Source organism: Streptomyces sp. So13.3, from assembly GCF_005860785.2.
Classification (GTDB): Bacteria; Actinomycetota; Actinomycetes; order Streptomycetales; family Streptomycetaceae; genus Actinacidiphila; species Actinacidiphila fildesensis.
In genome coordinates this window covers 7173855-7198340 of record NZ_CP048835.1, presented here as the reverse complement: position 1 = coordinate 7198340, position 24486 = coordinate 7173855, and the positions used below count along the sequence as shown (strand labels likewise).

Annotated in this window: 18 protein-coding genes and 1 pseudogene; 14 read left to right on the top strand and 5 right to left on the bottom strand. The window is 71.5% G+C overall.

The features are described from left to right. The first annotated feature begins 72 nt into the window (after positions 1-72). The 10 genes from C8250_RS32185 (at position 73) to C8250_RS32135 (ending at position 9434) form a co-directional block, all read left to right on the top strand. Complete coding sequence (locus C8250_RS32185; RefSeq protein ID WP_138354335.1) at positions 73-1770, top strand: nitrite/sulfite reductase; 1698 nt, start codon at positions 73-75, stop codon at positions 1768-1770. Continuing rightward, complete coding sequence (locus C8250_RS32180; protein ID WP_138354334.1) at positions 1767-1961, top strand: hypothetical protein; 195 nt, start codon at positions 1767-1769, stop codon at positions 1959-1961. Before C8250_RS32185 ends, C8250_RS32180 begins: the two co-directional genes overlap by 4 nt. After that, positions 1958-2662 (top strand): phosphoadenylyl-sulfate reductase, encoded by a 705-nt coding sequence (locus C8250_RS32175; protein WP_138354333.1) that lies wholly within the window; start codon positions 1958-1960, stop codon positions 2660-2662. Before C8250_RS32180 ends, C8250_RS32175 begins: the two co-directional genes overlap by 4 nt. Further along, positions 2662-3252: an adenylyl-sulfate kinase gene (gene cysC / locus C8250_RS32170; protein WP_138354332.1), complete on the top strand. Its 591-nt coding sequence runs from the start codon at positions 2662-2664 to the stop codon at positions 3250-3252. The genes C8250_RS32175 and cysC overlap by 1 nt, the downstream gene beginning before the upstream one ends. Beyond that, a complete protein-coding gene (cysD, locus tag C8250_RS32165; RefSeq protein WP_138354331.1) occupies positions 3249-4175 on the top strand; it encodes a sulfate adenylyltransferase subunit CysD in 927 nt (308 codons plus the stop codon). Before cysC ends, cysD begins: the two co-directional genes overlap by 4 nt. Next, positions 4176-5534 carry a GTP-binding protein gene (locus C8250_RS32160; RefSeq protein WP_138354330.1) on the top strand — a complete coding sequence of 453 codons (1359 nt, stop codon included), beginning with the start codon at positions 4176-4178 and terminating at the stop codon, positions 5532-5534. A gap of 211 nt (positions 5535-5745) precedes the next feature. Further along, positions 5746-6870: an aliphatic sulfonate ABC transporter substrate-binding protein gene (locus tag C8250_RS32150; protein WP_138354328.1), complete on the top strand. Its 1125-nt coding sequence runs from the start codon at positions 5746-5748 to the stop codon at positions 6868-6870. Between the two features lie 110 nt (positions 6871-6980). Further along, entirely contained in the window at positions 6981-7790 is an 810-nt protein-coding gene (locus C8250_RS32145; RefSeq protein ID WP_138354327.1) for an ABC transporter ATP-binding protein, read from the top strand. Continuing rightward, entirely contained in the window at positions 7777-8685 is a 909-nt protein-coding gene (locus C8250_RS32140; protein ID WP_138354326.1) for an ABC transporter permease, read from the top strand. Before C8250_RS32145 ends, C8250_RS32140 begins: the two co-directional genes overlap by 14 nt. Beyond that, positions 8685-9434: a sirohydrochlorin chelatase gene (locus C8250_RS32135; RefSeq protein WP_138354325.1), complete on the top strand. Its 750-nt coding sequence runs from the start codon at positions 8685-8687 to the stop codon at positions 9432-9434. The genes C8250_RS32140 and C8250_RS32135 overlap by 1 nt, the downstream gene beginning before the upstream one ends. A 4-nt stretch (positions 9435-9438) precedes the next feature. Here C8250_RS32135 and C8250_RS32130 read toward each other — a convergent pair whose 3' ends face one another. Further along, positions 9439-12069: a fibronectin type III domain-containing protein gene (locus C8250_RS32130; RefSeq protein WP_138354324.1), complete on the bottom strand. Its 2631-nt coding sequence runs from the start codon at positions 12067-12069 to the stop codon at positions 9439-9441. A 351-nt stretch (positions 12070-12420) separates the two neighbouring features. Here C8250_RS32130 and C8250_RS32125 point away from each other — a divergent pair, with 351 nt between their 5' ends. Further along, positions 12421-14667 carry an MMPL family transporter gene (locus C8250_RS32125; protein WP_187145050.1) on the top strand — a complete coding sequence of 749 codons (2247 nt, stop codon included), beginning with the start codon at positions 12421-12423 and terminating at the stop codon, positions 14665-14667. A gap of 109 nt (positions 14668-14776) precedes the next feature. Here the strand turns inward: C8250_RS32125 and C8250_RS43820 are convergent. Next, positions 14777-15100: pseudogene (locus C8250_RS43820) on the bottom strand (CGNR zinc finger domain-containing protein); the annotation flags it as partial. Between the two features lie 286 nt (positions 15101-15386). Between C8250_RS43820 and C8250_RS32115 the strand changes: the two are divergent. After that, a complete protein-coding gene (locus C8250_RS32115; protein WP_138354322.1) occupies positions 15387-16346 on the top strand; it encodes an aminoglycoside phosphotransferase family protein in 960 nt (319 codons plus the stop codon). Between the two features lie 225 nt (positions 16347-16571). Here the strand turns inward: C8250_RS32115 and C8250_RS32110 are convergent, their stop codons facing one another. Beyond that, positions 16572-17360 (bottom strand): 3'-5' exonuclease, encoded by a 789-nt coding sequence (locus C8250_RS32110; protein ID WP_138354321.1) that lies wholly within the window; start codon positions 17358-17360, stop codon positions 16572-16574. A gap of 106 nt (positions 17361-17466) precedes the next feature. Beyond that, the gene (locus tag C8250_RS32105; protein WP_187145341.1) at positions 17467-18708 is read right to left on the bottom strand and encodes an SAV2148 family HEPN domain-containing protein; all 1242 of its coding nucleotides are present in this window, start codon (positions 18706-18708) and stop codon (positions 17467-17469) included. Positions 18709-18992: 284 nt separating this feature from the next. Here C8250_RS32105 and glgX point away from each other — a divergent pair, with 284 nt between their 5' ends. Next, the gene (gene glgX, locus C8250_RS32100; protein WP_138354319.1) at positions 18993-21113 is read left to right on the top strand and encodes a glycogen debranching protein GlgX; all 2121 of its coding nucleotides are present in this window, start codon (positions 18993-18995) and stop codon (positions 21111-21113) included. Between the two features lie 51 nt (positions 21114-21164). Beyond that, positions 21165-23510: a malto-oligosyltrehalose synthase gene (gene treY, locus C8250_RS32095; protein ID WP_138354318.1), complete on the top strand. Its 2346-nt coding sequence runs from the start codon at positions 21165-21167 to the stop codon at positions 23508-23510. Here treY and C8250_RS32090 read toward each other — a convergent pair. After that, positions 23500-24465, bottom strand: a complete 966-nt coding sequence (locus C8250_RS32090) for a LysR family transcriptional regulator (RefSeq protein ID WP_138354317.1) — start codon at positions 24463-24465, stop codon at positions 23500-23502. The two genes, treY and C8250_RS32090, sit on opposite strands and share 11 nt — an antisense overlap. Positions 24466-24486: the final 21 nt, after the last annotated feature.

Sequence of the window (24486 nt, the reverse complement as noted above, 5' to 3'; positions counted from 1 at the left end):
GGTTTCCGCAGGCCATAGGGTGCATCCGCGCTACTACCGACGTATTCGCCCCTGCCCGAAGGACGCATCGCCATGGCCTCCACTCCTGATCAGCCAGCCGACACCACGGCCCGCCGCAAGGCCGGACGCCACCGTGGTGAGGGCCAGTGGGCCATGGGCCACTTCACGCCGCTCAACGCCAACGAGCAGACGAAGAAGGACGATGACGGTCTCAACGTGCGGACACGCATTGAGACGATCTACTCCCAGCGTGGTTTCGACTCGATCGACCCCGCCGACCTCCGCGGCCGCATGCGCTGGTGGGGTCTCTACACCCAGCGCAGGCCCGGGATCGACGGCGGCAAGACCGCCATCCTCGAGCCGCACGAGCTCGACGACGAGTACTTCATGCTGCGGGTCCGCATCGACGGCGGCCGGCTCACCACCGAGCAGCTGCGCGTCATCGGTGAGATCTCGCAGGAGTTCGCCCGCGGCACCGCCGACCTGACCGACCGGCAGAACGTCCAGTACCACTGGATCCGGATCGAGGACGTTCCGGAGATCTGGCGCCGGCTGGAGGCCGTCGGCCTGTCCACCACCGAGGCGTGCGGCGACACCCCGCGCACCATCCTCGGCTCGCCGGTGGCGGGGATCGCGGCCGACGAGATCATCGACGGCAGCTCCGCGATCGACGAGATCCACTCGCGCTACATCGGCTCCAAGGACTTCTCCAACCTCCCGCGCAAGTTCAAGACGGCGATCTCCGGGTCGCCGCTGCTGGACGTGGCGCACGAGATCAACGACATCGCGTTCGTCGGGGTGCACCATCCCGAGCACGGCCCCGGCTTCGACCTGTGGGTCGGCGGCGGGCTGTCCACCAACCCCAAGCTCGGCGTACGGCTCGGCGCGTGGGTCCCGCTGGACGACGTCGCCGACGTGTGGGCCGGGGTCATCGGCATCTTCCGCGACTACGGCTACCGCCGGCTTCGCACCCGCGCCCGGCTGAAGTTCCTGGTCGCCGACTGGGGCCCGGAGAAGTTCCGGCAGATCCTGGAGGACGAGTACCTCCAGCGCAAGCTCACCGACGGCCCCGCCCCGGAGTACCCAGAGCAGCAGTGGCGCGACCACGTCGGCGTGCACCGCCAGCAGGACGGCCGCTTCTACGTGGGCTTCGCGCCGCGGGTCGGCCGGATCGACGGCTCGACGCTCTCCAAGATCGCGGACCTGGCCGCCGAACACGGCTCGGGCCGGCTGCGCACCACCGTCGAGCAGAAGATGATCGTGCTGGACATCGAGGAGGCGCGGGTCGAGTCCCTGGTGGCCGGTCTCGAGGCGCTCGGCTTCCAGGTGAAGCCGTCGCCGTTCCGGCGCGGCACCATGGCCTGCACCGGTATCGAGTTCTGCAAGCTGGCCATCGTCGAGACCAAGGCGCGCGGCGCCTCGCTCATCGACGAGCTGGAGCACCGGCTGCCGGACTTCGACCAGCCGCTGACCATCAACGTCAACGGCTGCCCCAACTCCTGCGCCCGTATCCAGGTGGCGGACATCGGTCTCAAGGGCCAGCTCGTCACCGACGAGAACGGCGAGCAGGTCGAGGGCTTCCAGGTGCACCTGGGCGGCAGCCTCGGACTGGAGCCCGGCTTCGGCCGCAAGGTGCGCGGTCTGAAGGTCACCTCCGCCGCGCTGCCCGACTACGTCGAGCGGGTGCTGCGGCGCTTCGAGGAGGAGCGCGAGGACGACGAGCGCTTCGCCACCTGGGCCGCCCGCGCCTCCGAGGAGGCACTGTCATGACCGAGCGCGCCGCGCCGTTCTACTGCCCGTACTGCGGGGACGAGGATCTGCGCCCGTCCGAGGAGAAGGTTCCGCACGGATCGGGAGCCGCCTGGGAATGCCGGGCGTGCAACCGGGCCTTCCAGTTGAAGTTCCTCGGTCTGCTGACCGAGGGACTCCGGAAGAACCCCCCGACTGGAGGCGAGTCGTGACCACCGCACAGCACACCGCCGAGGACCTGCGCAGTCTGGCCGAACAGGCCGGCCGCGACCTTGAGGACGCGGCCCCGCTGGACATCCTGCGCTGGGCCGCCGAGACGTTCGGCCCGCGCTTCTGCGTCACGTCCTCGATGGAGGACGCCGTCGTGGCGCACCTCGCGTCCCGCGCCTTCCCGGGCGTGGACGTGGTCTTCCTCGACACCGGCTACCACTTCCCCGAGACCATCGGCACCCGTGACGCGGTCGGGGCGGTGATGGACGTCAACCTCATCACGCTGACCCCGGTGCAGACCGTCGCAGAACAGGACGCCGAGTACGGGCCGAAGCTGCACGACCGCGACCCGGACCTGTGCTGCGCGCTGCGCAAGGTCAAGCCGCTGGAGCAGGGCCTGACCGGGTACGACGCCTGGGCCACCGGGCTGCGCCGCGACGAGTCCCCGACCCGCGCCAACACGCCGGTCGTCGGCTGGGACGAGAAGCGCCGCAAGGTGAAGATCTCCCCGATCGCCCGCTGGACGCAGGCGGACGTGGACGCGTACGTCGCCGAGCACGGGGTGCTGACCAACCCGCTGCTGATGGACGGCTACGCGTCCGTCGGCTGCGAGCCGTGCACCCGCCGGGTGCTGGAGGGCGAGGACGCCCGCGCCGGCCGCTGGGCCGGGCGCGGCAAGACCGAGTGCGGACTGCACGGCTGATGACCACTCAGATATCCCAGGAGCGAACGATGAGCGTGCCGGCGAGCCCGCGACAGGCGGGTGCCACGGTGTGGCTGACCGGTCTGCCGAGCGCGGGCAAGACCACGGTCGCCTTCGCGCTGGCGGACCGGCTGCGCGAGGCCGGCCACCGGGTGGAGGTGCTGGACGGCGACGAGATCCGCGAGTTCCTCTCCGCCGGGCTCGGCTTCACCCGCGAGGACCGGCACACCAACGTGCAGCGGATCGGCTTCGTCGCCGAACTGCTGGCCTCCAACGGCGTCAAGGTCCTCGTCCCCGTGATCGCCCCCTACGCGGACAGCCGCGAGGCGGTCCGCGGGCGCCACCGGAAGCAGGGAACCCCGTACTTGGAGGTGCATGTGGCCACCCCGGTCGAGGTGTGCTCCGAGCGCGATGTGAAGGGCCTCTACGCCAAGCAGGCCGCGGGTGAGATCTCCGGTCTCACCGGGGTCGACGACCCGTACGAGGCGCCCGAGGCACCGGACCTGCGCCTCGAGACCCACGGGCGCACCGTCGAGGACTCCGCCGCGGCGCTGGAAGCGCTGCTCGTCGAGAGGGGACTGGCACTGTGACCACCGTCGCCGCACCCAATGATTCCGCGTACGCGCTCAGCCACCTGGACGCCCTCGAGTCCGAGGCCGTGCACATCTTCCGCGAGGTCGCGGGCGAGTTCGAGCGGCCGGTGATCCTCTTCTCCGGCGGCAAGGACTCCATCGTCATGCTGCACCTGGCGCTGAAGGCGTTCGCGCCCGCCGCGGTGCCGTTCTCGCTGCTGCACGTGGACACCGGCCACAACTTCCCCGAGGTGCTGGAGTACCGGGACCGTACGGTCGCCGAGCACGGACTGCGCCTGCACGTGGCGCGGGTGCAGGACTACATCGACGACGGCCGGCTGCGCGAGCGCCCCGACGGGACCCGCAACCCGCTGCAGACGGTGCCGCTGCTCGACGCGATCGGCGAGGGCACGTACGACGCCGTCTTCGGCGGCGGCCGCCGCGACGAGGAGAAGGCCCGCGCCAAGGAGCGCGTCTTCTCCCTGCGCGACGAGTTCGGCGCCTGGGACCCGCGCCGCCAGCGCCCCGAGCTGTGGCAGCTCTACAACGGCAAGCACGCGGCCGGCGAGCACGTCCGGGTGTTCCCGCTGTCCAACTGGACCGAGCTGGACGTGTGGCAGTACATCGCCCGCGAGGGCATCGAGCTGCCGCAGATCTACTACGCGCACGAGCGGGACGTCTTCGCCCGCAGCGGCATGTGGCTGACGGCGGGCGAGTGGGGCGGCCCGAAGTCCGGGGAGACCGTCGAGAAGCGGCTGATCCGCTACCGAACCGTCGGTGACATGTCCTGCACCGGCGCGGTGGACTCCGACGCCTTCACCATCGACCAGGTCATCGTGGAGATCGCCGCGTCCCGGCTCACCGAGCGGGGCGCGACCCGCGCCGACGACAAGATGTCCGAGGCCGCGATGGAAGACCGCAAGCGCGAGGGGTACTTCTAAATGACCACCATCAGCGACGTCACCAGCGCCGAGCAGATCGCGGCCACCTCGCAGCTGCGCTTCGCCACCGCCGGCTCCGTCGACGACGGCAAGTCCACCCTGGTGGGGCGGCTGCTGCACGACTCCAAGTCGGTCCTGACCGACCAGCTGGAGGCCGTCGAGCACGCCTCGCGCCGCCGCGGCCAGGAGGCGCCGGACCTGGCGCTGCTCACCGACGGCCTGCGGGCCGAGCGCGAGCAGGGCATCACCATCGATGTGGCGTACCGGTACTTCGCCACACCGCGGCGCCGGTTCATCCTCGCCGACACGCCGGGCCATGTGCAGTACACCCGCAACATGGTCACCGGGGCCTCGACCGCGGAGCTGGCCGTGGTGCTCGTCGACGCCCGCAACGGCGTCGTGGAGCAGACCCGGCGCCATGCCGCGGTGGCCGCGCTGCTGCGCGTCCCGCACGTGGTGCTGGCCGTCAACAAGATGGACCTGGTGGAGTACGCGGAGCCCGTGTTCGCCGCCATCGCCGAGGAGTTCACGGCGTACGCGGCGTCGCTCGGCGTCCCGGACATCACCACGATCCCGATCTCGGCGCTCGCCGGGGACAACGTGGTGACGCCGTCCGCGAACATGGACTGGTACGGCGGCCCCACTGTCCTGGAGCACCTGGAAACGGTGCAGGTCGGCACCGACCTGACGGACGCGCCGGCGCGCTTCCCGGTCCAGTACGTGATCCGTCCGCAGACCACCGAGCACCCGGACTACCGCGGCTACGCGGGCCGGATCGCCTCCGGCATCCTCCGGGTCGGTGACGAGGTGACGGTCCTGCCGTCCGGCGCGACCAGCACCATCACCGGCATCGACGCCCTCGGCGAGCCGGTCGACGTCGCCTGGGCGCCGCAGTCGGTGACCGTGCTGCTCGCCGACGACCTGGACATCTCGCGCGGCGACCTGATCGCGCCGACCGCCTCGGCGCCGGCGACCACCCAGGACGTCGAGGCGACCGTCTGCCATCTGCACGAGCGGCCGCTGAAGGTCGGCTCGCGGGTGCTGCTCAAGCACGCGACGCGCACGGTGAAGGCCATCGTCAAGGCGCTGCCGTACCGCATCAATCTCACGGCCGGGCTCGCGCACGAGTCCGGGCCGGCGCAGCTGGACGTCAACGACATCGGCGCCGTCGTGCTGCGCACCGCCGAGCCGCTGCCGCTGGACGCCTACGCGGACTCGCGCCTGACGGGCTCCTTCCTGCTGATCGACCCCGCGGACGGCACGACGCTGACCGCGGGCATGGCGGGCGAGGCGTTCGCCGAACCCGCGGCGGCCGGTGCGTCCGCCGTGGAGAAGGAACAAGAGGGGTGGGACTTCTGATGGTCAACGATGCCTATTCGGGCTTCGCGAAGGAGGGCGGCCGCGTCGGCGGCGGCCTCCTCGGCGCCGGCACGGGCGGGGTGGCGCGATGTGCGCTCTAACCGCTGAACCCCGCAGCTGTAGGCGAGTACGCCCGTACCACCGAAGACCTGACGACTTTCCGGCAGCGCCCAGATAGGCGCGCTCCGGCTCTCCGAGAGGAACACCTCCCGTGTCTGCCGCAACCACCCGCAGCCTGAAGCGAACGATCGCCGCTGCCGCGACCCTCCCGCTCCTCTTCGGCGCTCTCGCCGCCTGCGGGTACGGCTCGAAGTCCGACGACACGAAGGACAGCAACGCTGCCCCGGTGGCCAGTTCGGGTGCGAAGAAGCTCTCCGCCGACGAAGTGAAGATCGGCTACTTCCCGAACCTCACCCACGCCACCGCGCTCGTCGGCCTCAACCAGGGCCTGTTCGCGAAGGAGCTGGGCGGCACCGCCATCAAGACCCAGACCTTCAACGCGGGCCCGTCCGAGATCGAGGCGCTGAACGCCGGCTCCATCGACATCGGCTGGATCGGCCCCTCGCCGTCCATCAACGGCTACACCAAGTCCAAGAGCACCAACCTGCGGATCATCTCCGGCTCCGCCTCGGGCGGCGTGAAGCTGGTCGTCAACCCCGCGAAGATCAAGACCCTGGACGACCTCAAGGGCAAGAAGATCGCGACCCCGCAGCTGGGCAACACCCAGGACGTGGCGTTCCTCAACTGGATCGCCGAAAAGGGCTGGAAGGTCGACGCGCAGAGCGGCAAGGGCGACGTCTCCGTCTTCCGCACCGACAACAAGGTCACGCCCGACGCCTACAAGTCCGGCTCCATCGACGGCGCGTGGGTGCCGGAGCCGACCGCGTCCAAGCTGGTCTCCGAGGGCGGCAAGGTGCTGCTCGACGAGCGCGACCTGTGGCCCGACAAGAAGTTCGTGATCACCAATGTGATCGTGTCGCAGAAGTTCCTGTCGGCGCACCCGGACGTCGTCGAGGCGGTGCTGCGCGGTTCGGTGAACACCAACGCGTGGATCACGGCCAACCCGGACAAGGCCAAGGCCGCCGCGAACGCCCAGCTCAAGAAGGACACCCAGAAGGCGCTGCCGGCCGAGATCCTCGACCCGGCGTGGGCGAGCATCCAGGTCCTCGACGACCCGCTCGCCAAGTCGCTGACGTCCGAGGCCGACCACGCCGTCAAGGCCGGTCTGCTGAAGAAGCCCGACCTCGCCGGGATCTACGACCTGACGCTGCTCAACAAGGTCCTCACGGCCGCGGGCAAGCCCACGGTGGACGCGGCAGGGCTCGGCAAGCAGTAGCAGCACCGCGCCACGGAAACACCCGGAAGCAGCCGCTGTCCGGCCCGCAGGGGCCGGACACCGGCGGCCCGCAGCACGCACCGCCCGCCCACGTACCAGGAGGTGACCGGATGGCCACGGCAGTCAGGACCACCGAGCAGCACAGCGCGGACACCGCCGTCGCAGACGGCGCGCCCGCCGTTCGCATCGACCACGTCCACAAGGTCTTCGGCCGTCCGGGCTCCGCCCAGGCGGTGCTCGACGACATCACCCTCGACGTCCGTCCCGGTGAGTTCGTCTGTCTCCTGGGTGCCTCCGGCTGCGGCAAGTCGACCCTGCTCAACCTGGTCGCGGGCCTCGACCGGCCGACCGCCGGCACCATCACCGTGCCCGGCGGCGGCCGTCCGGCGCTGATGTTCCAGGAGCACGCGCTCTTCCCCTGGCTCACCGCCGGCAAGAACATCGAACTGGCGCTGCGGCTGCGCGGTGTGCCGCGCGCCGAGCGCCGCCCGGAGGCCGAGCGGCTGCTGAGCCTGGTGCGCCTCGACGGGTCCTACGGCAAGCGGGTCCACGAGCTGTCCGGCGGTATGCGGCAGCGCGTCGCGCTCGCCCGTGCGCTGGCCCAGGACTCCAACGTGCTGCTGATGGACGAGCCGTTCGCGGCGCTGGACGCCATCACCCGGGACGTCCTGCACGGCGAGCTCACCCGCATCTGGGCCGAGACGGGCGTCTCCGTCCTCTTCGTCACCCACAACGTCCGCGAGGCCGTCCGGCTCGCGGAGCGGGTGGTGCTGCTGACGTCCCGGCCCGGCCGGGTCGCCCGCGAATGGGCCGTGGACATCCCGCAGCCGCGCCGTATCGAGGACGCCGCCGTCGCCGAGCTGTCCATCGAGATCACCGAAGAACTGCGTGGGGAGATCCGCCGACATGGCCAGCACTGAGACCGTTCCGGCCGATAAGAAGGGCAGTGCGGGAGCCCAGGACCTCGCGGGTCTGGAGGCCGGGCTCGACGCCCTGGACGCGGTCCAGGTCCGGCGCACCCCGTTCACCCAGGTCCTGGTCAAGAAGGTCCTGCCGCCGGTCTCGGCGGTCCTCCTGGTGCTCGTGGTGTGGCAGCTCGCCGTCCTGGCCGGCTTCGCGCCGGAGACCAAGCTGCCCGCCCCGCGGGCGGTCGGCAGCAGCTTCATGACGCTGTGGAACGAGGGCCAGCTCCTCGACATCATCTGGACCAGTGTCGAGCGCGGGTTGCTGGGCTTCCTCGCCGCGGTCGCCATCGGCACCCCGGTCGGCCTCGTCGTGGCCCGCGTCCCGTTCGTCCGGTCCGCGATCGGGCCGATCCTGTCGGGCCTGCAGTCGCTGCCGTCGGTGGCCTGGGTGCCCGCCGCGGTCATCTGGCTCGGCATCACCGACTCCGCGATGTACGCCGTCATCCTGCTCGGCGCCGTGCCCTCCATCGCCAACGGGCTGATCTCCGGCATCGACCAAGTGCCGCCGCTCTATCTGCGCGCCGGCCGCACGCTCGGCGCCAGCGGGGTCAGCGGTGCCCGGCACATCCTGCTGCCGGCCGCGCTGCCCGGCTACCTGGCAGGCCTCAAGCAGGGCTGGGCGTTCTCCTGGCGCTCCCTGATGGCCGCCGAGCTCATCGCCTCCTCCCCCGACCTCGGTACCGGCCTGGGGCGCTACCTGGAGAACATGCGCGAGGGGTCCGACATGCCGGGCATCTTCCTCGGCATCATCCTCATCCTCGTCGTCGGTATCGCCATCGACCTGCTGATCTTCAGCCCGCTGGAGCGCCGTGTGCTGCGCACCCGCGGCCTGGTGTCCCGGAGCCAGTAATGAACGGTCCTGTCCTCCTCGTCATCGCCCACGGCAGTCGCGATCCGCGCCATGCCGCGACCGTCCATGCGCTGACCGAGCAGGTACGGGCCGCCCGGCCGGGGCTCCGCGTCGTCACCGGATACCTCGACTTCTGCGCGCCGAGCGTGGCGCAGGTCGTCGACCGCCTCGCGGCGGAAGGGGTCCGCGACATCGTCGCGCTGCCGCTGCTGCTCACCCGCGCCTTCCATGCGAAGGCCGACATCCCCGCCGTGCTGCGCGAGTCGACCGCCGCGCACCCCCGGCTGAGGGTCGCGGTGGCCGATGTCCTCGGCCCCTCGCCCCTGCTGACCGCCGCCCTGGAGCGGCGGCTGGCCGAGGCCGGGGTCACCCCCGGCGACCGCTCGACCGGGGTCGTCCTGGCCTCGGCGGGCTCCACCGACCCGGAGGCGATCGCAGTGATCGCTGAAATCGCGCGGGAGTGGCGGCACACCGGTTGGTGCGCCGTGCGGCCTGCGTTCGCCTCCGCATCCCTTCCCCGGACCGAGGACGCGGTCCGGCAACTGCGGGCCGAGGGCGTCCGCCGTATCGCCGTCGCCCCGTACGTCATCGCGCCGGGCTTCCTGCCCGACCGCATCGTCCGCGGTGCCCGCGAGTCCGGCGCCGACGCCCTCGCTCCTGTGCTGGGCGCGGCCCCGGAACTCGTCGAGCTGCTGCTGGAGCGTTATGCGGGGGCCCTTCTCCCCCGCCGGATCCTGCTCTCGGCCTGACGCGTCAGGCGGCGGGTGTGGTGCCGTTCGCGGTCACCGAAGGACCGGTTCCCGCGGCGGTGACCGCCGCGATGGTGACCTGGTACGCGGTGCCCGGGGTGAGACCGCCGATGACGCGGAACATCCCCTTGCCGGACGGCTGGGTGACGAGCGTGTCCCGGCCTGCGACCTCGATCGTGCGGCCGTCGGAGACGGTGATCAGATAGCCCGTGACCTCGGCGGCGCCGGTGTTCACCGGCGGCGTCCAGACGACGGTCGCCGCGTGCGCCTGGGCGCGCAGTTTCGCCCCGGTGGGTGCGGCGGACAGCGTCGTCACGGCGGCGGGCACCAGAGGATGCGACGGCAGCGAAGCCGCCCCGCTTCCAAGGGAGTTGGCCGCGCTCACGGCGACGGTGTACGGCTCACCGGGCCGCAGCCCCGTGACGCGGAGGTAACCGCGGGTGCGGAACTCCGCGGCCGTGACCGGCACCGTCGCCGCCTCATGGCCCGCGGCGTCGTACACATGCGCCGTGTAGGACGTCACGGGCGCTCCGCCGTCGGCGAAGGTGGGGTTGAAGGTGACGACCAGCGCGGTCGTGCCACCGGAGCTGGTGCCGACGCGTGACGGTGCCTCAGGGGTGCTGAGGGCGCCGATCCGCCGGTTGAGCAGCCCGCGGTAGGCGGGTTCGAGGCCCGCGTTGGCGACGATCGCGGCGGGGGCGTCGGACGGGGCGGCGATGATGCGGTTGCCGGTGGTGACGAGTCCCTTGTTGTCACCGTCGCCGGTGCCCTCCTCCCACCAGTTGTCCTTGACGAGGGTCGGGTCGTTGTTGCCGAGCGCGTCGCGGAAGTCGGTGTGGCGGCTGGCGACGTTGGCGTACGAGGCGCCGTAGAGGACGTTGCCCTGGACCGTCTCGTACGTGCAGCCGTTGTCGGTGTAGACGCTCTTGCCCAGGCCCCACTGTCCGTGGATGACGTTGCCGGTGACCTTCTCGCCGTCGGCGATCGAGGTGCCGGTCAGCCCCTGCGTGTAGATGCCGCCGCCGTCGTCCAGCATCTGCATGTAGTCGAAGATGAGGTTGTCGCGTACGGCGTTGTCGTGGCCGGCGTTCGGGGTCGCGGGCGAGCCGATCTTGTCGGGCCAGCCGCCCCAGCCCAGCGAGATCGCGGAGTAGCCGACGTGGTCGATCTGGTTGTGGGCGATCGTGGTGTGCTGGGTGTAGCCGTTGAGGATCGCGACCCCGCCGTGGAATTCGCGGGGCAGCGCGTAGAGGTGGTTGTCGGTGACCTGGACGCCGGTGGCGGGTTCGGCGCCGTCGACGCCGCCGATCTCCAGGCCGTTGCCGGAGATGTCGGTGAAGATGCTGCCGCTGACCCGGGCGTCCTGCGTCCCGGTGCCCAACTCCAGTCCCGCCGCGCCGAGATGCGCGAACACATCACCGGAGAACTCGACGCCTCGGCTGTACGCGAGCGAGACGTTGCCCGGCATCTTCGTCCAGTCGGCGAACGGGCAGGTACCGCCCTCGACGAAGTGGCAGAGACCCTGGGTGGCCCAGCCGGTCGGCCCGGTGATCGTGTAGCCGGCCTGGATCTCGGAGAATCCGCCGGGACCCGACGGGGTCAGCCAGGTCGCGTAGCTGAACTGCAGCCCGCGGAAGGAGACGTCGCGCAGGGGCGCGGCGGCCGTTCCGCCGCCGTCGATCAGCTTCTGTGCGACCGGGGCCTCGACATCGGCGTGCCGTGGGTCCTCGCCGGGGCGCGGCAGGTAGTAGACGGTGTGGGCCTTGCGGTCGAAGTACCACTCGCCGGGCTGGTCGAGCAGCTCGTAGGCGTTCTCGATGTACGAGGCGTGGCCGCTGTTGGTGAGCTTGCCGGGGCCGACCATGCTGACGGTCCGGCCGGGGATGTCGGGGAATTCAACACGTCTGTTGGAATTGTCCCAGCAGGGCTGGGCCATCGTGATCGTGGTGCCGGTGGCCGAGGCGAGGGGGCAGCGTGGCTCGGTCCACTGGCCGAGGCCGTCGCGGTCGATGTTCCACAGCGACTCGCCGCTGGTGTAGACGAACTCGGCGTCGCCGATGTTCCGCCAGCCGGCGAGCGTGCCGGCGGAGGCCGTGTAGCCGGTGGCGGTGGCGGTCAGTCCGACGGGCACCTGGCCACGGGCGCGCTGGGCGCGCACCCCGTCGACGTACAGCTGCCGGGTGTTGGTGAGCCCGCTCGGCGCGGGCGCGGACCACAGTCCCGGCCGGCCGGCGACCTGGTGCCAGCCGGTCACCTGGCGGCCACCGCTGATGACCGCGGACCCGGCGCCGTCCCAGATCACCCGGTGGCCGTTGCTCCCGGAGTCGCGGGCGTCGAGCACGAGGGGCTTGGACTGCCGGTAGGTGCCCGGGGCCAGATGGACGGTCAGATCGGCGGTGAGGTGCCCGGCGCGTGCGCGGGCGAGGTCGCGGGCGTGTTCCAGGGTGCGGACGGGGTGCTTGGTGGTGCCGGGGGCGTGGTCGTCACCGGCCGGGGAGACGTAGACATCGCGTGACGCGGCCGCCGGTGCTCCGGCGGCCGGGGATATTCCGGTGGTGGCGAACGCGGCGACGGCCGCCAGCGAAGCGCAGACGGCTGCGGCTCTGCGGCGAACGGGCCTCAGGGGTGCGGGCATGGTCCCTCCCGTGGGATCGGCCTCGTAAGTGCCGGAAACATACGACCACTGACAGTCCATGGTCAAGGAAATACGCAGCAATCACCGCTTCACTGCAGGGAAGTTGGCTGATTCATCGGAGCACTGGATGATGGTTTCCTTAGGCGATCTTTATAGATGTAAGGGACCGGCGTCCTCTGGGGGTGGGGATAGCCTCCCCTGGATGGGGGAGAACCCCCACCGCCAAGTCACCTGGAAGCCTGATGGGTCGGCCGCCCCTCAGCCCCTAGCGTCATGGGTGAAGCAAGCGGTGCGGTGCCGCTGCCATGACGAGGGGGAACCGTGAGTCGCGGACGCGCACACGGCAGCAAAATGGGAATCGCTGCGGCAATGGGTGGCTGGAGCGCCCGGCACCGCTGGACCGCCGTCATCGGCTGGCTGGTCTTCGTGGTCCTCGCGCTGGCCATCGGGCAGATGGCCGGCCGGGTGGACGCCAGCCAGGAGGAAGGCCTCCCGGGTGAGGTCAGCCAGGCGGCGGGGATCATCGACGACGCGGGCATCAAGGGTGCCGCCGGCGAGATGGTGCTCATCCAGGTCAAGTCCGGCGGCACGGTCGCGGATCCCGCGGTCCACACCGCCGTGGACGCCGTCATAGCCGCGGTCAAGAGCACCGGCCAGGCCACCAACATCACCTCGCCCTACGACACCAAGGCGATCTCCGCGGACCAGAAGTCCGCACTGGTCCGGTTCGAGATGACCGGTGACAAGAAGACCGCCAAGGAGCGCGTCACCAAGGTCACCGACGCGGTCGCGGGAACGCAGGCCAAGTACCAGGACCTGCGGATCGAGGAGTTCGGCGACGCGAGCTCCGAGAAGGTGCTCGGTGACGCGTTCGGCGACGACTTCAAGACCGCCGAGTTCTCCGCGGTCCCGGTCGCCCTCGGCATCCTGCTGATCGCCTTCGGCGCACTGGTCGCCGCCCTGCTGCCGGTCCTCCTCGCGGTGACCGCCTTCGTGGCGACCACCGGTCTGGTCGCGGTCGTCAGCCACCTGGTGCCGATGAGCGACACCGCCAACTCCGTGATGCTGCTGGTCGGTCTGGCCGTCGGCGTCGACTACTGCCTGTTCTACCTGCGCCGCGAGCGTGAGGAGCGGGCCGCGGGACACGACGCGCAGACCGCCATCAAGATCGCCTCGGCGACGTCCGGCCGCGCCATCCTCATCTCCGGCATCACCGTGATCGTCGCGATGGCCGGCATGCTCTTCACCGGCATCGCGGACTTCAAGGCCATGGGCGTGGCCACCATGATGGTCGTCGCGGTCGCCATGTTCGGCTCCGTGACCGTCCTTCCCGCGCTGCTCTCGCTGCTCGGCCACCGGGTCGAGAAGGGCCGCATCCCGTTCCTCAACCGCGCCCGGAAGAACACCCCGCAGCGCTCCGCCACGAGCAACAGCCGCTTCTGGACGGCAGTTCTCACCCCCGTGCTGCGCAACCCGAAGACCGCCACCGTCATCGCCGGCGGCGCGCTGATCCTCATCGCCTCCCCGGCGCTCGGGCTGCACACCGCGAACCTCACGATGAACCAGGAGCTCGGCGACGACCTGCCGATCATCCAGACCTACGACCGCATCAACGTGGCGTTCCCCGGCGGCCCCGACCCGGCGCACGTGGTCGTCAAGGCCGACGACATCAACGCGGCACCCGTCAAGCAGGCGATCGAGGACTTCCGCGCCAAGGCCGTCTCGAAGGGCGCCAGCAAGGGCCCGGTCACCGTGGTCGTCCACGCCAAGGAGAACATCGCGCAGATCGACGTCCCGCTGGCGGGTGGCACGGACAAGACCAAGGCCGAGGCCGGACTGGTCCAACTGCGGGACGAGATACGGCCCGACACGCTCGGCAAGGTCCCGGGGCTCGAAGCGCCCATCACCGGTCAGACGGCCGGCTCGATGGACTTCACCAACAAGATCACGAGCAGCGTCCCGCCGGTCTTCGCCTTCGTGATCGTCTTCGCCTTCCTCCTGATGCTGCTGTCCTTCCGCTCCCTCACCATCGCCGCCACCTCCATCGTCCTCAACCTGCTGTCGGTGGGCGCGGCCTACGGTGTCCTCGCCGCCGTCTTCCAGCACGGCTGGGGCGCGGGGCTGGTGGGTGCCACGGGAACCGGCGCGGTCGTCGCCTGGCTGCCGCTCTTCCTCTTCGTGATCCTGTTCGGGCTGAGCATGGACTACCACGTCTTCGTGGTCTCCCGGATCCGCGAGGCCAAGATGCGCGGCCTCAGCACCCAGAGCGCCATCCAGCACGGCATCACCACCACGGCGGGCGTCGTCACCAGCGCGGCGGTCATCATGGTCGCGGTGTTCGCCATCTTCGGAACGCTCTCCATGCAGAGCATGAAGCAGATGGGCGTCGGCCTGGCGGTGGCCGTCCTCATCGACGCGACCGTCATCCGCGGGGTCCTGCTCCCCGCCGTCATGGCCCTGCTCGGCGAGCGCAACTGGTACCTGCCCAAGTGGCTCGGCTGGCTCCCGGACATGACCCACGACGAGGCCGTGCTGGCCCCGCCGGTGCCCGCCCCGGCCGGCCGCCCGGCCGAGGAGTACGACGCGGCCCGCGTCTGACCTTCTCCCGCTCACTGCCGGCCCGGTCTCTCACGGGGGAGACCGGGCCGGCCCATGTCCTCTTCCGCACAGCGCCCAGGGGCGCCGCACCCCTGCCACCGCCGGTCCCTCAGCCGACCGCGCCGGCGTGCTTGGCCGCGTACCGCCGCGCCTTGGTGCGGTTGCCGCAGACCCGCAGGGAGCACCAGCGGCGGCTGCGGTTCTTGGAGACGTCCCGGAAGACCCAGGCGCAGGCGTGCTCGGCGCAGCGCTTGAGGCGGGCGGCCTCGCCGGTGATGACCAGTTCGGTCCAGGCGACGGCGATCAGAGCCAGCGCGTTTCTGGCGGGCGGCAGTTCCGGCGCCGGGAGCAGGGCGGCGGAGGTGCCGCGCCGGACGGTGCTCAGCAGCGGGAGTTCGCGCAGCGCCTCGTCCGCGGCGAGGATCAGGGCCGGGAGGACGAGGAACCACACGCCCCGGTCATGACGCCGCGGGCGGGTCCTGGGTGGCGCGGTGGCCAGGGTCACGGCAGGCGGGCTCCTTCGCGCGGCTCCGTCGGACGGTCCGCCCGGCCGGCGTGGAGCCGGCCCCGGCGGGCCCCCGTCATGGTCCGGACCCCCGGGCGGCCCGTCAAGACCATGTGACGGCACGTCGGCTCCGGGCCGGCGGCGCGGGCACCTGCCCGCGGGCAGGTGCGAGACTGTCGGTGATCATTCGAACGGGGAACGGCGGAGGGCAGTCGTGGGGCAATCGGGCACGGCGTTCACGGAGGAACGGGCACGGGCCGTCCTGGCGGCAGCGGCGAGGCCCGCGGCGGCTTCCGCTGCGGCCACCACTACGGCCTCCGCTACGGATCCGGCGGGCTCCGGGGCGCCGGACGCCGCCGGGGTTCGGCTGCTGGCGCTGGGCGAGAACGCGGTGTTCGCGGTGGGCGACGGTCTCGTCGTCAAGATCGGCCGCAGCGCCGAACTGCTCGAGCGCGCCGAGCGCGAGGTGCGGATCGCCGGCTGGCTGGCGGAGCACGACGTGCCGGCGGTCCGGGCGGCCACGCCGCAGGCCCGGCTGGTCGATGGCCATCCCGTCACGTACTGGGTGCGGCTGCCCGAGCCGGTACGCCCCGCAGGACCCGCCGACCTCGCCGGACTGCTGCGGCTGGTGCACGCGCTGCCGGAACCGTCGGGGCCGTCCGCTCCGGTGCTGCCGCCGCGCGATCTGCTGGGCGGGGTGGAACGCTGGCTGCGGCTCGCGGGCGACGCCATCGATCCGGCGGACGCCGCGTACCTGCGCGACCGGCGGGACGGATTCGCCGCGGCCGCCGCCGCGCTGACGCCCCGGCTGCCGCGCGGCCCGGTGCACGGCGACGCGCTGCCGCGCAACGTCCAGGTCGGCCCCGACGGGCCGGTGCTGGTGGACCTGGAGACGTTCTCCACCGATCTGCGCGAACACGATCTGGTGGTGATGGCGCTCAGCCGGGACCGCTACGGTCTCGACCCGGCCGCCTACGACACCTTCACGGCGGCCTACGGCTGGGACGTGCGCGAGTGGGACGGCTGCGCCGTGCTGCGCGGCGCGCGGGAGACCGCCAGCTGCGCCTGGGTCGCCCAGCACGCGCCCGCGAACCCCGCGGCTCTCGCCGAGTTCCGCCGCCGCGTCGCGTCGCTGCGCGACGGCGACCCAGAGGTCCGCTGGTACCCGTTCTGACGCACGGGCCCTTCGGACCGCAACCTTGACGACAGCCCCGGCCGGTCCACGCGCTCCGGCACGCCGACCCCGTCCGACCGCCCGGCCCGAAGCCCGAGCCCCGGACCGCGCAGCTCCCGCGGGTCAGCTCCCACCCTCGAAGTCCGCGCGGCGCGCGCGGGATGCCGGCGCGGCCCGGTGCGCCGTCGGCGCCCCGACCCCGACGACCCCTCGGCGGCCGAGCGGTCAGCGCGACCCGCGGCCGCCCGGAACATCCGGTTCGTCCAGCAGCTGAACGTCGGACGGGCGGGTGCGCTGCTGCGGCAGCAGCGCGTCCAGCCGCAGCGGCCAGGACGCGTCGACGACGGCCTCCGGGTCGCGGTCGCGGCGCAGCCACTTCTGGTAGCCGGTGGCCCAGTCGGTGTACCAGCGGATCTGGGAGCGGTGCAGGTCCCAGAGGTCGGCGTCGCCCGCCTCCGCGTACCGCTCGCCCAGCGCGCGGGCGACCCGGACGGCGGCGAGTGCGTCGGCGCCCGCCTCGTGCGCGTCGTCCAGCACCACCCCGTACACCGCGCAGGCCGCCTCCAGATTGCGCTTGCCCTTGCGGTACTTGTCCAGCGCCCGGTCTATGACCAGCGGGTCCAGGACCGGTCCGACGGCCGGGCCGGGGGCGCCGCCGAGGCCCGGCAGCTCATGGCGGCGCAGCTCGGCGGCGAGCAGGCTCAGGTCGAAGGGGGCGTTGTAGACGACGACCGGTACACCGTCCGCCCAGTACTCGCGCAGCGCGCGGGCTATCTCGGCGACGGCCTCCCGGGCAGGACGGCCCTCAGCCACGGCCCGCTCGGTCGTGATGCCGTGGATCGCGGTCGCGCCCTCGGGAATGGCCACGCCGGGATCGACGAGCCACTCCCGGTGCCGTATCGGCTCACCGCCCTTGACCTCGGTGACCGCGGCCGTGACGATCCGCGCCTCGTGCGGATCCGTCCCCGTCGTCTCCAGGTCGAAGCCGACCAGCAGCTCCCGATGCCATGCCATGCGCCTACCTCCCACTGGTCCCCCGTGTGCTCTGCCATCCTCTCGTGCACCACTGACAGTGGGTCCCCCGGGTGTCAGGAGACCGCCCCGGGTGTCACGACACCGGTCAGGACACCGGCCGGGAGTCGGCCCAGACTCCTTCGAACTCCTCGCGGTAGACGTCGAAGAGTCCGCTGTGCTCACCGCGCCGGTCGTCCTTGACGACATGGCGCGAGGGACCGCGCAGCACCATCACCGGGACCTCCATCCCGCGGGCCTTGCGCAGATAGGACTGGACGACCGCGAGTCCGTCGGCGCTGTCGCCGTCGACGAGGTACGCGGTGAAGCGCGGGGTCTCGTCGAAGACCCGGATCTCGAAGGCCGCGGGATCGCGCAGCCGGGCCCGGACCCGGCGCATGTGCATGATGTTCATCTCGACGGAGCGGCTCAGCTCGCCGCGCCCGAGCCCGAGCTCGCGCTCCCGGCGGCGGACCGCGCTGCTGGCGGGGTTGAGGAAGAGCAGCCGGATACGGCAGCCGGACTCCGCGAGCCGCATCAGCCGGCGGCCGGAGTAGTTCTGCACGAGGAGGTTCAGGCCGATGCCTATCGCGTCCAGCCGGTGCGCCGAGCCGAAGAGGTCCTCGGCGGGCAGCTGGCGCTGGAGCCGGACCCGGTCGGAGTAGACACCGACGACATCGGCGTAGCGGTCGGCGACCAGTTCCTCGACGACGTCGACGGGGAGCCGGTCGGCGGCGGCGTAGCCGGAGCCGGAACCGAGGATGTCCAGCAGCCGGGCGGCGGCCCGTTCGGCCTGCGCGAGGACGGTGCGGGACAGCGCGCGGTTGCGGGAGACGACATGCCGGGCGACCTCGAGCTCGTCGAGCGCGAGTTCGAGATCGCGGCGCTCGTCGAAGTACGGCTCGAAGCACGGCCAGTGCTGAACGACGAGTTCCCGCAGCTGCGGGAGTGTCAGGAAGCTGAGGATGTTGTCGTCGGCGGGGTCGAGCAGGAAGCCCTTGCGGCGGCTGACCTCACGGACGGCGGCAGCGCGCTGCACCCATTCGTGTCCGGCCGGGCCCGCGGCGGCGACCACCCACTCCTCGCCGTGCACGGGCTCGTAGATCGGGCGCAGCACGGCGTTCACGACGGCGCGCAGGCGCTGCTCGACGAGGTTGAGCCAGACGTATGCCCGCCCGGCGCGGCTGGCACGGGTGCGCACCTCCGCCCAGGCGTCGGCGCCCCAGTCCAGTTCCGCTCCTATCTCCAACGGCTGCGCGAGCGTCACCGCGCCGGGCGCACCGTCGGCAGTGGCGCCGCTCTGGTCTCCCTGATCTCCGCCACTGGGGAGCACAAGGCCTCCCGACGTCACCACGCCACCGCCTCCCTCCCCGTCCACGATCAAGGAAGGCTACTGCCCACCGGGTGGCACCGCAGCCCTATCGACCCTACTTGACTACAACCGCACCGCGTCATCACCCTTACGGTTGCTGGCCGTTGGGACACCGGGTGACGTACGGAACCCTTTCCGGCGAAGATCCGATCTTCGCAAATGGCACTTTTGCTCCCACATCTACGCGAAGATACAGCGTTGACAACGATGTGACCGGGCGAGCGGCCTACCGTCATCCGGTCCCGGAGTGGAAGAGTCGCGACATGCAAGTCTGGCCGGGTACGGCATATCCCCTCGGCGCCACGTACGACGGCGCGGGCACCAATTTCGCCCTCTTCTCCGAAGTAGCCGAGCGCATCGAACTGTGCCTGCTGCACGACGACGGCTCCGAGACGGCCGTGGAGCTGCGGGAGGCCGACGCCTTCGTGCGGCACGCCTATCTGCCGGGCGTGATGCCGGGCCAGCGGTACGGATTCCGGGTGCACGGCCCGTACGAGCCGGCCAAGGGCAACCGCTGCAACTCGTCGAAGCTGCTCATGGACCCCTATGCGAAGGCCGTGAGCGGGTCGATCGACTGGGACGAGGCGGTGTACGGCTACCAGTTCGGCCAGCCGGAGACCCGCAACGACCAGGACTCGGCACCGCACACCATGACCTCGGTCGTGGTGAACCCGTACTTCGACTGGTCCGACGACCGGCCGCCGCGGATCGACTACCACCGCATGGTGATCTACGAGGCCCACGTCAAGGGCCTGACGATGCTTCACCCCGATCTGCCCGAGGAGATCCGCGGCACCTACGCGGCCCTCGCACACCCGGCGGTCATCGGCCACCTGGTGGAACTCGGCGTCACCACGCTGGAGCTGATGCCGGTCCATCAGTTCGTGCTGGACCACCGGCTGGCGGACGCGGGGCTGAACAACTACTGGGGTTACAACACCATCGGTTTCTTCGCCCCGCACAACACGTACTCCTCGCTGGGCGACCGGGGCCAGCAGGTCCTGGAGTTCAAGACGGCGGTGCGGGCGCTGCACGCCGCCGGCATCGAGGTGATCCTCGACGTGGTCTACAACCACACCGCAGAGGGCAGCCATCTGGGGCCGACGCTGTCCTTCCGGGGGCTCGACAACGCGTCGTACTACCGGCTGGGCGACGACAAGCGCTATTACATGGACACCACCGGCACCGGCAACTCGCTGCTGATGCGCAGTCCGCACGTACTGCAGATGATCATGGACTCGCTGCGTTACTGGGTCACCGAGATGCACGTGGACGGATTCCGCTTCGACCTCGCGGCGACGCTGGCCCGGCAGTTCCACGAGGTGGACCGGCTGTCGTCCTTCTTCGACCTGGTGCAGCAGGACCCGGTGGTCAGCCAGGTCAAGCTGATCGCCGAGCCGTGGGACGTCGGCGAGGGCGGCTACCAGGTCGGCAACTTCCCGCCGCTGTGGGCCGAGTGGAACGGCAAGTTCCGCGACACCGTCCGGGATCTGTGGCGGGGCGAGAACGCCACCCTCGCGGAGTTCGCCTCCCGGCTGACCGGCTCCTCGGACCTCTACCAGGACGACGGCCGCCGCCCGCTGGCCTCCATCAACTTCGTGACCTGCCACGACGGCTTCACCCTCAACGACCTGGTCTCGTACAACGACAAGCACAACGAGGCCAACGGCGAGGACAACCGCGACGGCGAGAGCCACAACCGCTCGTGGAACTGCGGCGAGGAGGGCGAGACCGAGGATCCGGGCATCCTGGCCCTGCGCGGCCGCCAGCTGCGGAACTTCATCGCCACCCTGATGCTCTCCCAGGGCGTGCCGATGCTCTCGCACGGCGACGAGTTCGGCAGGACCCAGCGCGGCAACAACAACGCGTACTGCCAGGACAACGAGCTGGCCTGGGTGCGCTGGCCGAAGGCGGGCGAGACGGGGGCGCAGCGGCTGCACGAGTTCATCCGCACCATGGTCTGGCTGCGCCGCGACCATCCGGTCTTCCGCCGCCGGCGCTTCTTCCACGGCCGTCCGGTGGAGGGCACCCACGACGAGCTCTCCGACATCGCCTGGTTCACCCCCGAGGGCGAGGAGATGGCCCAGCGGGACTGGCAGGCGGCGCACGCCAAGTCGCTGGTGGTGTTCCTCAACGGCAGCGCGATCTCCGAGCCGGGCGCGCGCGGCGAGCGGATCACGGACGACTCCTTCCTGCTGCTGTTCAACGCGCAGGCCGAGGAGCTGGAGTTCGTGGTTCCGGTCAACCACGGCAAGGAGTGGCAGCTGGTGGTGAACACCGGCCGGGCCGAAGGGGTGGAGCCGGGCAGCGGGCGGAAGGTCAAGGCCGGCGACCGGCTGCAGCTGACCGACCGGAGCCTGGTGGTGCTGCAACGCCCGGCGTAATCGATGGACTGATGTGATCGTAGGACCGTGCGGCGGGGTACGCACTCCTGCATGACCCCGCCGACGGCCGACGTGCCCACTGCCACCTACCGGCTGCAGCTGCAACCGGACTTCACGTTCACCGACGCCGAGGCGGTGGTGCCCCGCCTCGCCGCGCTCGGCGTCTCCCATCTGCATCTGTCCCCGGTGCTCCAGGCCGCGCCCGGCTCCACGCACGGGTACGACGTGGTCGACCACACCCGGATCAGCGAGGTGCTGGGCGGTGAGGAGGGGCTGCGGGCGCTGTCCCGCACCGCCCGCGCGCACGGTCTCGGCCTCGTCCTGGACACCGTGCCCAACCACATGGCGGTGCCGGCTCCGGAGTACCTCAGCCGCCCGCTGTGGTCGGTGCTGCGGGAAGGGACGGACTCCCCCTACGCCCGGTGGTTCGACATCGACTGGGCGGCGCTGGACGGCAAGCTGCTGATGCCGGTCCTGGGGGCCCCGCTCGACGAGGTGCTGGGCCGGCTGCGCGTCGAGGACGACAAGGCGCTCGGCGAGCCGGTGCTGCGCTACTACGACCATGCCTTCCCGCTGCGCGCCGGCACCGAGGAGCTCCCGCTGCGCGCGCTGCTCGACGCCCAGTGGTACCGGCTCGCCCACTGGCGGGAGGCCAGGACCGATCTCAACTACCGGCGTTTCTTCACGATTTCCGATCTGATCGCGGTCCGGGTCGAGGACCCTGAGGTCTTCGACGCGACCCACGCCAAGCTGCTGGAGCTGCTGCGCGAAGGCGTCGTGGACGGTCTGCGCATCGACCATCCCGACGGTCTCGCCGACCCCGCCGGATATCTGCGCCGGCTCGCCGCCGCGACCGGCGGCCGCTGGACCGTGGTGGAGAAGATCCTCGGCCACGACGAGCGGCTGCCCGCCGACTGGGCCTGCGCCGGGACCACCGGGTACGACTCCCTGGACCGGGTCGACGGGCTGTTCGCCGATCCGGCCGGGGTGGAGCGGATCACGGCGGGGTACGCCGACTTCACCGGCCAGGACGCCGACCGGGGCGGCGAGTGGGCACCGACCGCGCGGCGCGCCGCGTACAAGATCGTGACACGGGACCTGGCCGCCGAGGTGAGCCGGCTCGGGCGCACCGCCGCCCGCGCGCTGCCGGACCGGGATCCGGCGGTGCTGCGCCGGGCCATCCGCGAGCTGCTGGTCCGGCTGCCGGTCTACCGCCCGTACGTCGTGCCGGGCGAGGACGCGCCGGCCGAGGCGGTCACGATGCTGGAGACCGCGGCCCGTGAGGCGGGGGTGCCGGCCGCGGCGGAGATCCGTGATCTCGCGCTGGGAGCGGACGCCGGGTTCGCGGTCCGCTTCGCCCAGGTCGCCTCCGCGCTGCACGCCAAGGCCGTCGAGGACACCGCCTTCTACCGCTGGTACCCGCTGCTGCCGCTCAACGAGGTCGGCCGGGACCCCGCGTACCCCACCACCACTCCGGAGGAGTTCCACGCCTTCTGCGCCCGCCTCCAGCGCGACTGGCCCGCCACCGGCACCGTCCTGTCCACCCACGACACCAAGCGCAGCGCCGACGTCCGCGCCCGGCTCGCCGCGATCTCGGAGCACCCGGCCCTGTGGCGGTCCTGGCTGCGCCGTGAATCGGACCATCTGCGCAGCTACTTCACCCGTGCCGGCATTCCGCTGGTCGACCGGCACGCCGAGTACCTGGCCTGGCAGTACGCCGTGGTCTTCTGCAGCTACGGCGCCGAGGACGTGGTCGCCGCGACACTGCTGAAGTCGGAACGCGAGGCGGGGCTGCGCACCAGCTGGACGGAGCAGGACACGGCGTACGAGAAGCGGCTCGACACCTTCACCCGCGAGCTGATCACCGGGCCGACCTACTACGCGACCGCCGATATCTCCCGCGCGATCGAGGCTCCCTCACAGGTCAACCGGCTCGGCGCGGTGCTGCTGCATCTGACGATGCCGGGCGTGCCGGACATCTACCAGGGCGACGAGCACCCCCAGCTGCTCCTCGTCGATCCCGACAACCGCCGCCCGTACCGGCCGGGCGTCCGGCGGTCGGGCGGGCCGGACGGACCGAAGGAGCTGGTGACGACGACGGCGCTGCTGCTGCGCCGCGAGCACCCCGGCTGGTTCGGCCCCGAGGCGACGTACGAGCCCCTGCACGCCACCGGTCCGGCCGCCGCCCACTGTGTCGCCTTCGTCAGGACCGGCCGCTCGATCACCGCCGTCACCCGGCTCTCGCACGGCCTGGAGCAGGCGGGCGGCTGGCGTGACACCGAGCTGGCGCTGCCGCCGGGCGACTGGACCGACCGGCTGACGGGCACTCACCACCGCGGCACCGTACCCGTCGCGGACCTGTTCGCGACGCATCCGGTGGCGCTGCTCACGGCGTAGCGCCACCGGCTCCGAGAGCTCCCCGGTCGGTGTCGGGGAGCCAGTGCCTGGCGGGGTCGTAGGCCAGCCAGTCGTGGGTCCGCGCGGTGCGCGCGAAGGCGTCGAGGAGCGGTGCCAGCGCCGGGTGGCTCTCGCTCGCGCGCCAGATGACGTGCCAGGCGTAGAGCGGCGTCGGGTCCACGACGGGGATCTCGACCAGGCCGGTGCCGGGCGGGATCTCCACATCGGTGGGCAGCAGCGAGAAGAGGTCGGGGCGGCCGCGCAGGTGGTCGAGGAAGGGTTCGAGACCGAGGTTGATCCCGCCGAAGTCCCCCGGGATGTCGAAGCGTTCCACGAAGCTCCGGAGGAATTCGAGCTTCTCCATCGCGGCCGGGAACCACAGCCGGCCGGCCCGCAGATCGTCCGGCCGCAGCGCCGATGCGACGGCGAGCGGGCTGTCCCGGCTCAGCACCGCCTTGACCGGGTCGAGGCGCACCAGCCGGCGGGTGAGGGTGCGTGGCCACGGCTCGTCCAGGCCGTGGGTGCGGCCGAGCGCGAAGTCGATCTCGTCGGCCCGCAGACCGGCCAGCGCCGTCACGAGTCCGGGCCGCAGGCTCAGCTCGATGTCCAGGTCCGGCTGTTCCCCGACGACCAGCCGGATCGTCCGCAGCGGGACGAACATATGGCCCCACACGGTCACCCGCAGCGGGCGCTCGCTGTGCCGGGCGGCCGCCACCGCCGCCTCCCCGGCCCGTACGACGTCCTGGGCGGGCCCGAGGAACCGCTGCCCGGCGGGGGTCAGTCCGACGCTGTGCCCGGTGCGGTCGAAGAGCCGCACGCCGAGCGCGTCCTCCAGGCGGGCGATGCGCTTGGACAGCGCCTGCTGGCTGAGGAACAGCTCGGCGGCCGCCTGCCCGAAGTGCAGCCGCTGCGCCGTGACGACGAAGGCCCTGACCTGCGCGAGATCGAGATCCACCGCCGACGTTCCCCCGTTCCG

What these genes read in the sequence shown, in the direction of transcription:
- C8250_RS32185 (WP_138354335.1), top strand. Translation starts at nt 73, where the DNA reads ATGGCCTCCACTCCTGATCAGCCAGCCGACACCACGGCCCGCCGCAAG.
- C8250_RS32180 (WP_138354334.1), top strand. Translation starts at nt 1,767, where the DNA reads ATGACCGAGCGCGCCGCGCCGTTCTACTGCCCGTACTGCGGGGACGAG.
- cysC (WP_138354332.1), top strand. Translation starts at nt 2,662, where the DNA reads ATGACCACTCAGATATCCCAGGAGCGAACGATGAGCGTGCCGGCGAGC.
- C8250_RS32160 (WP_138354330.1), top strand. Translation starts at nt 4,176, where the DNA reads ATGACCACCATCAGCGACGTCACCAGCGCCGAGCAGATCGCGGCCACC.
- C8250_RS32145 (WP_138354327.1), top strand. Translation starts at nt 6,981, where the DNA reads ATGGCCACGGCAGTCAGGACCACCGAGCAGCACAGCGCGGACACCGCC.
- C8250_RS32140 (WP_138354326.1), top strand. Translation starts at nt 7,777, where the DNA reads ATGGCCAGCACTGAGACCGTTCCGGCCGATAAGAAGGGCAGTGCGGGA.
- C8250_RS32135 (WP_138354325.1), top strand. Translation starts at nt 8,685, where the DNA reads ATGAACGGTCCTGTCCTCCTCGTCATCGCCCACGGCAGTCGCGATCCG.
- C8250_RS32130 (WP_138354324.1), bottom strand. Translation starts at nt 12,069, where the DNA reads ATGCCCGCACCCCTGAGGCCCGTTCGCCGCAGAGCCGCAGCCGTCTGC.
- C8250_RS32125 (WP_187145050.1), top strand. Translation starts at nt 12,421, where the DNA reads ATGGGAATCGCTGCGGCAATGGGTGGCTGGAGCGCCCGGCACCGCTGG.
- C8250_RS32110 (WP_138354321.1), bottom strand. Translation starts at nt 17,360, where the DNA reads ATGGCATGGCATCGGGAGCTGCTGGTCGGCTTCGACCTGGAGACGACG.
- glgX (WP_138354319.1), top strand. Translation starts at nt 18,993, where the DNA reads ATGCAAGTCTGGCCGGGTACGGCATATCCCCTCGGCGCCACGTACGAC.
- treY (WP_138354318.1), top strand. Translation starts at nt 21,165, where the DNA reads ATGACCCCGCCGACGGCCGACGTGCCCACTGCCACCTACCGGCTGCAG.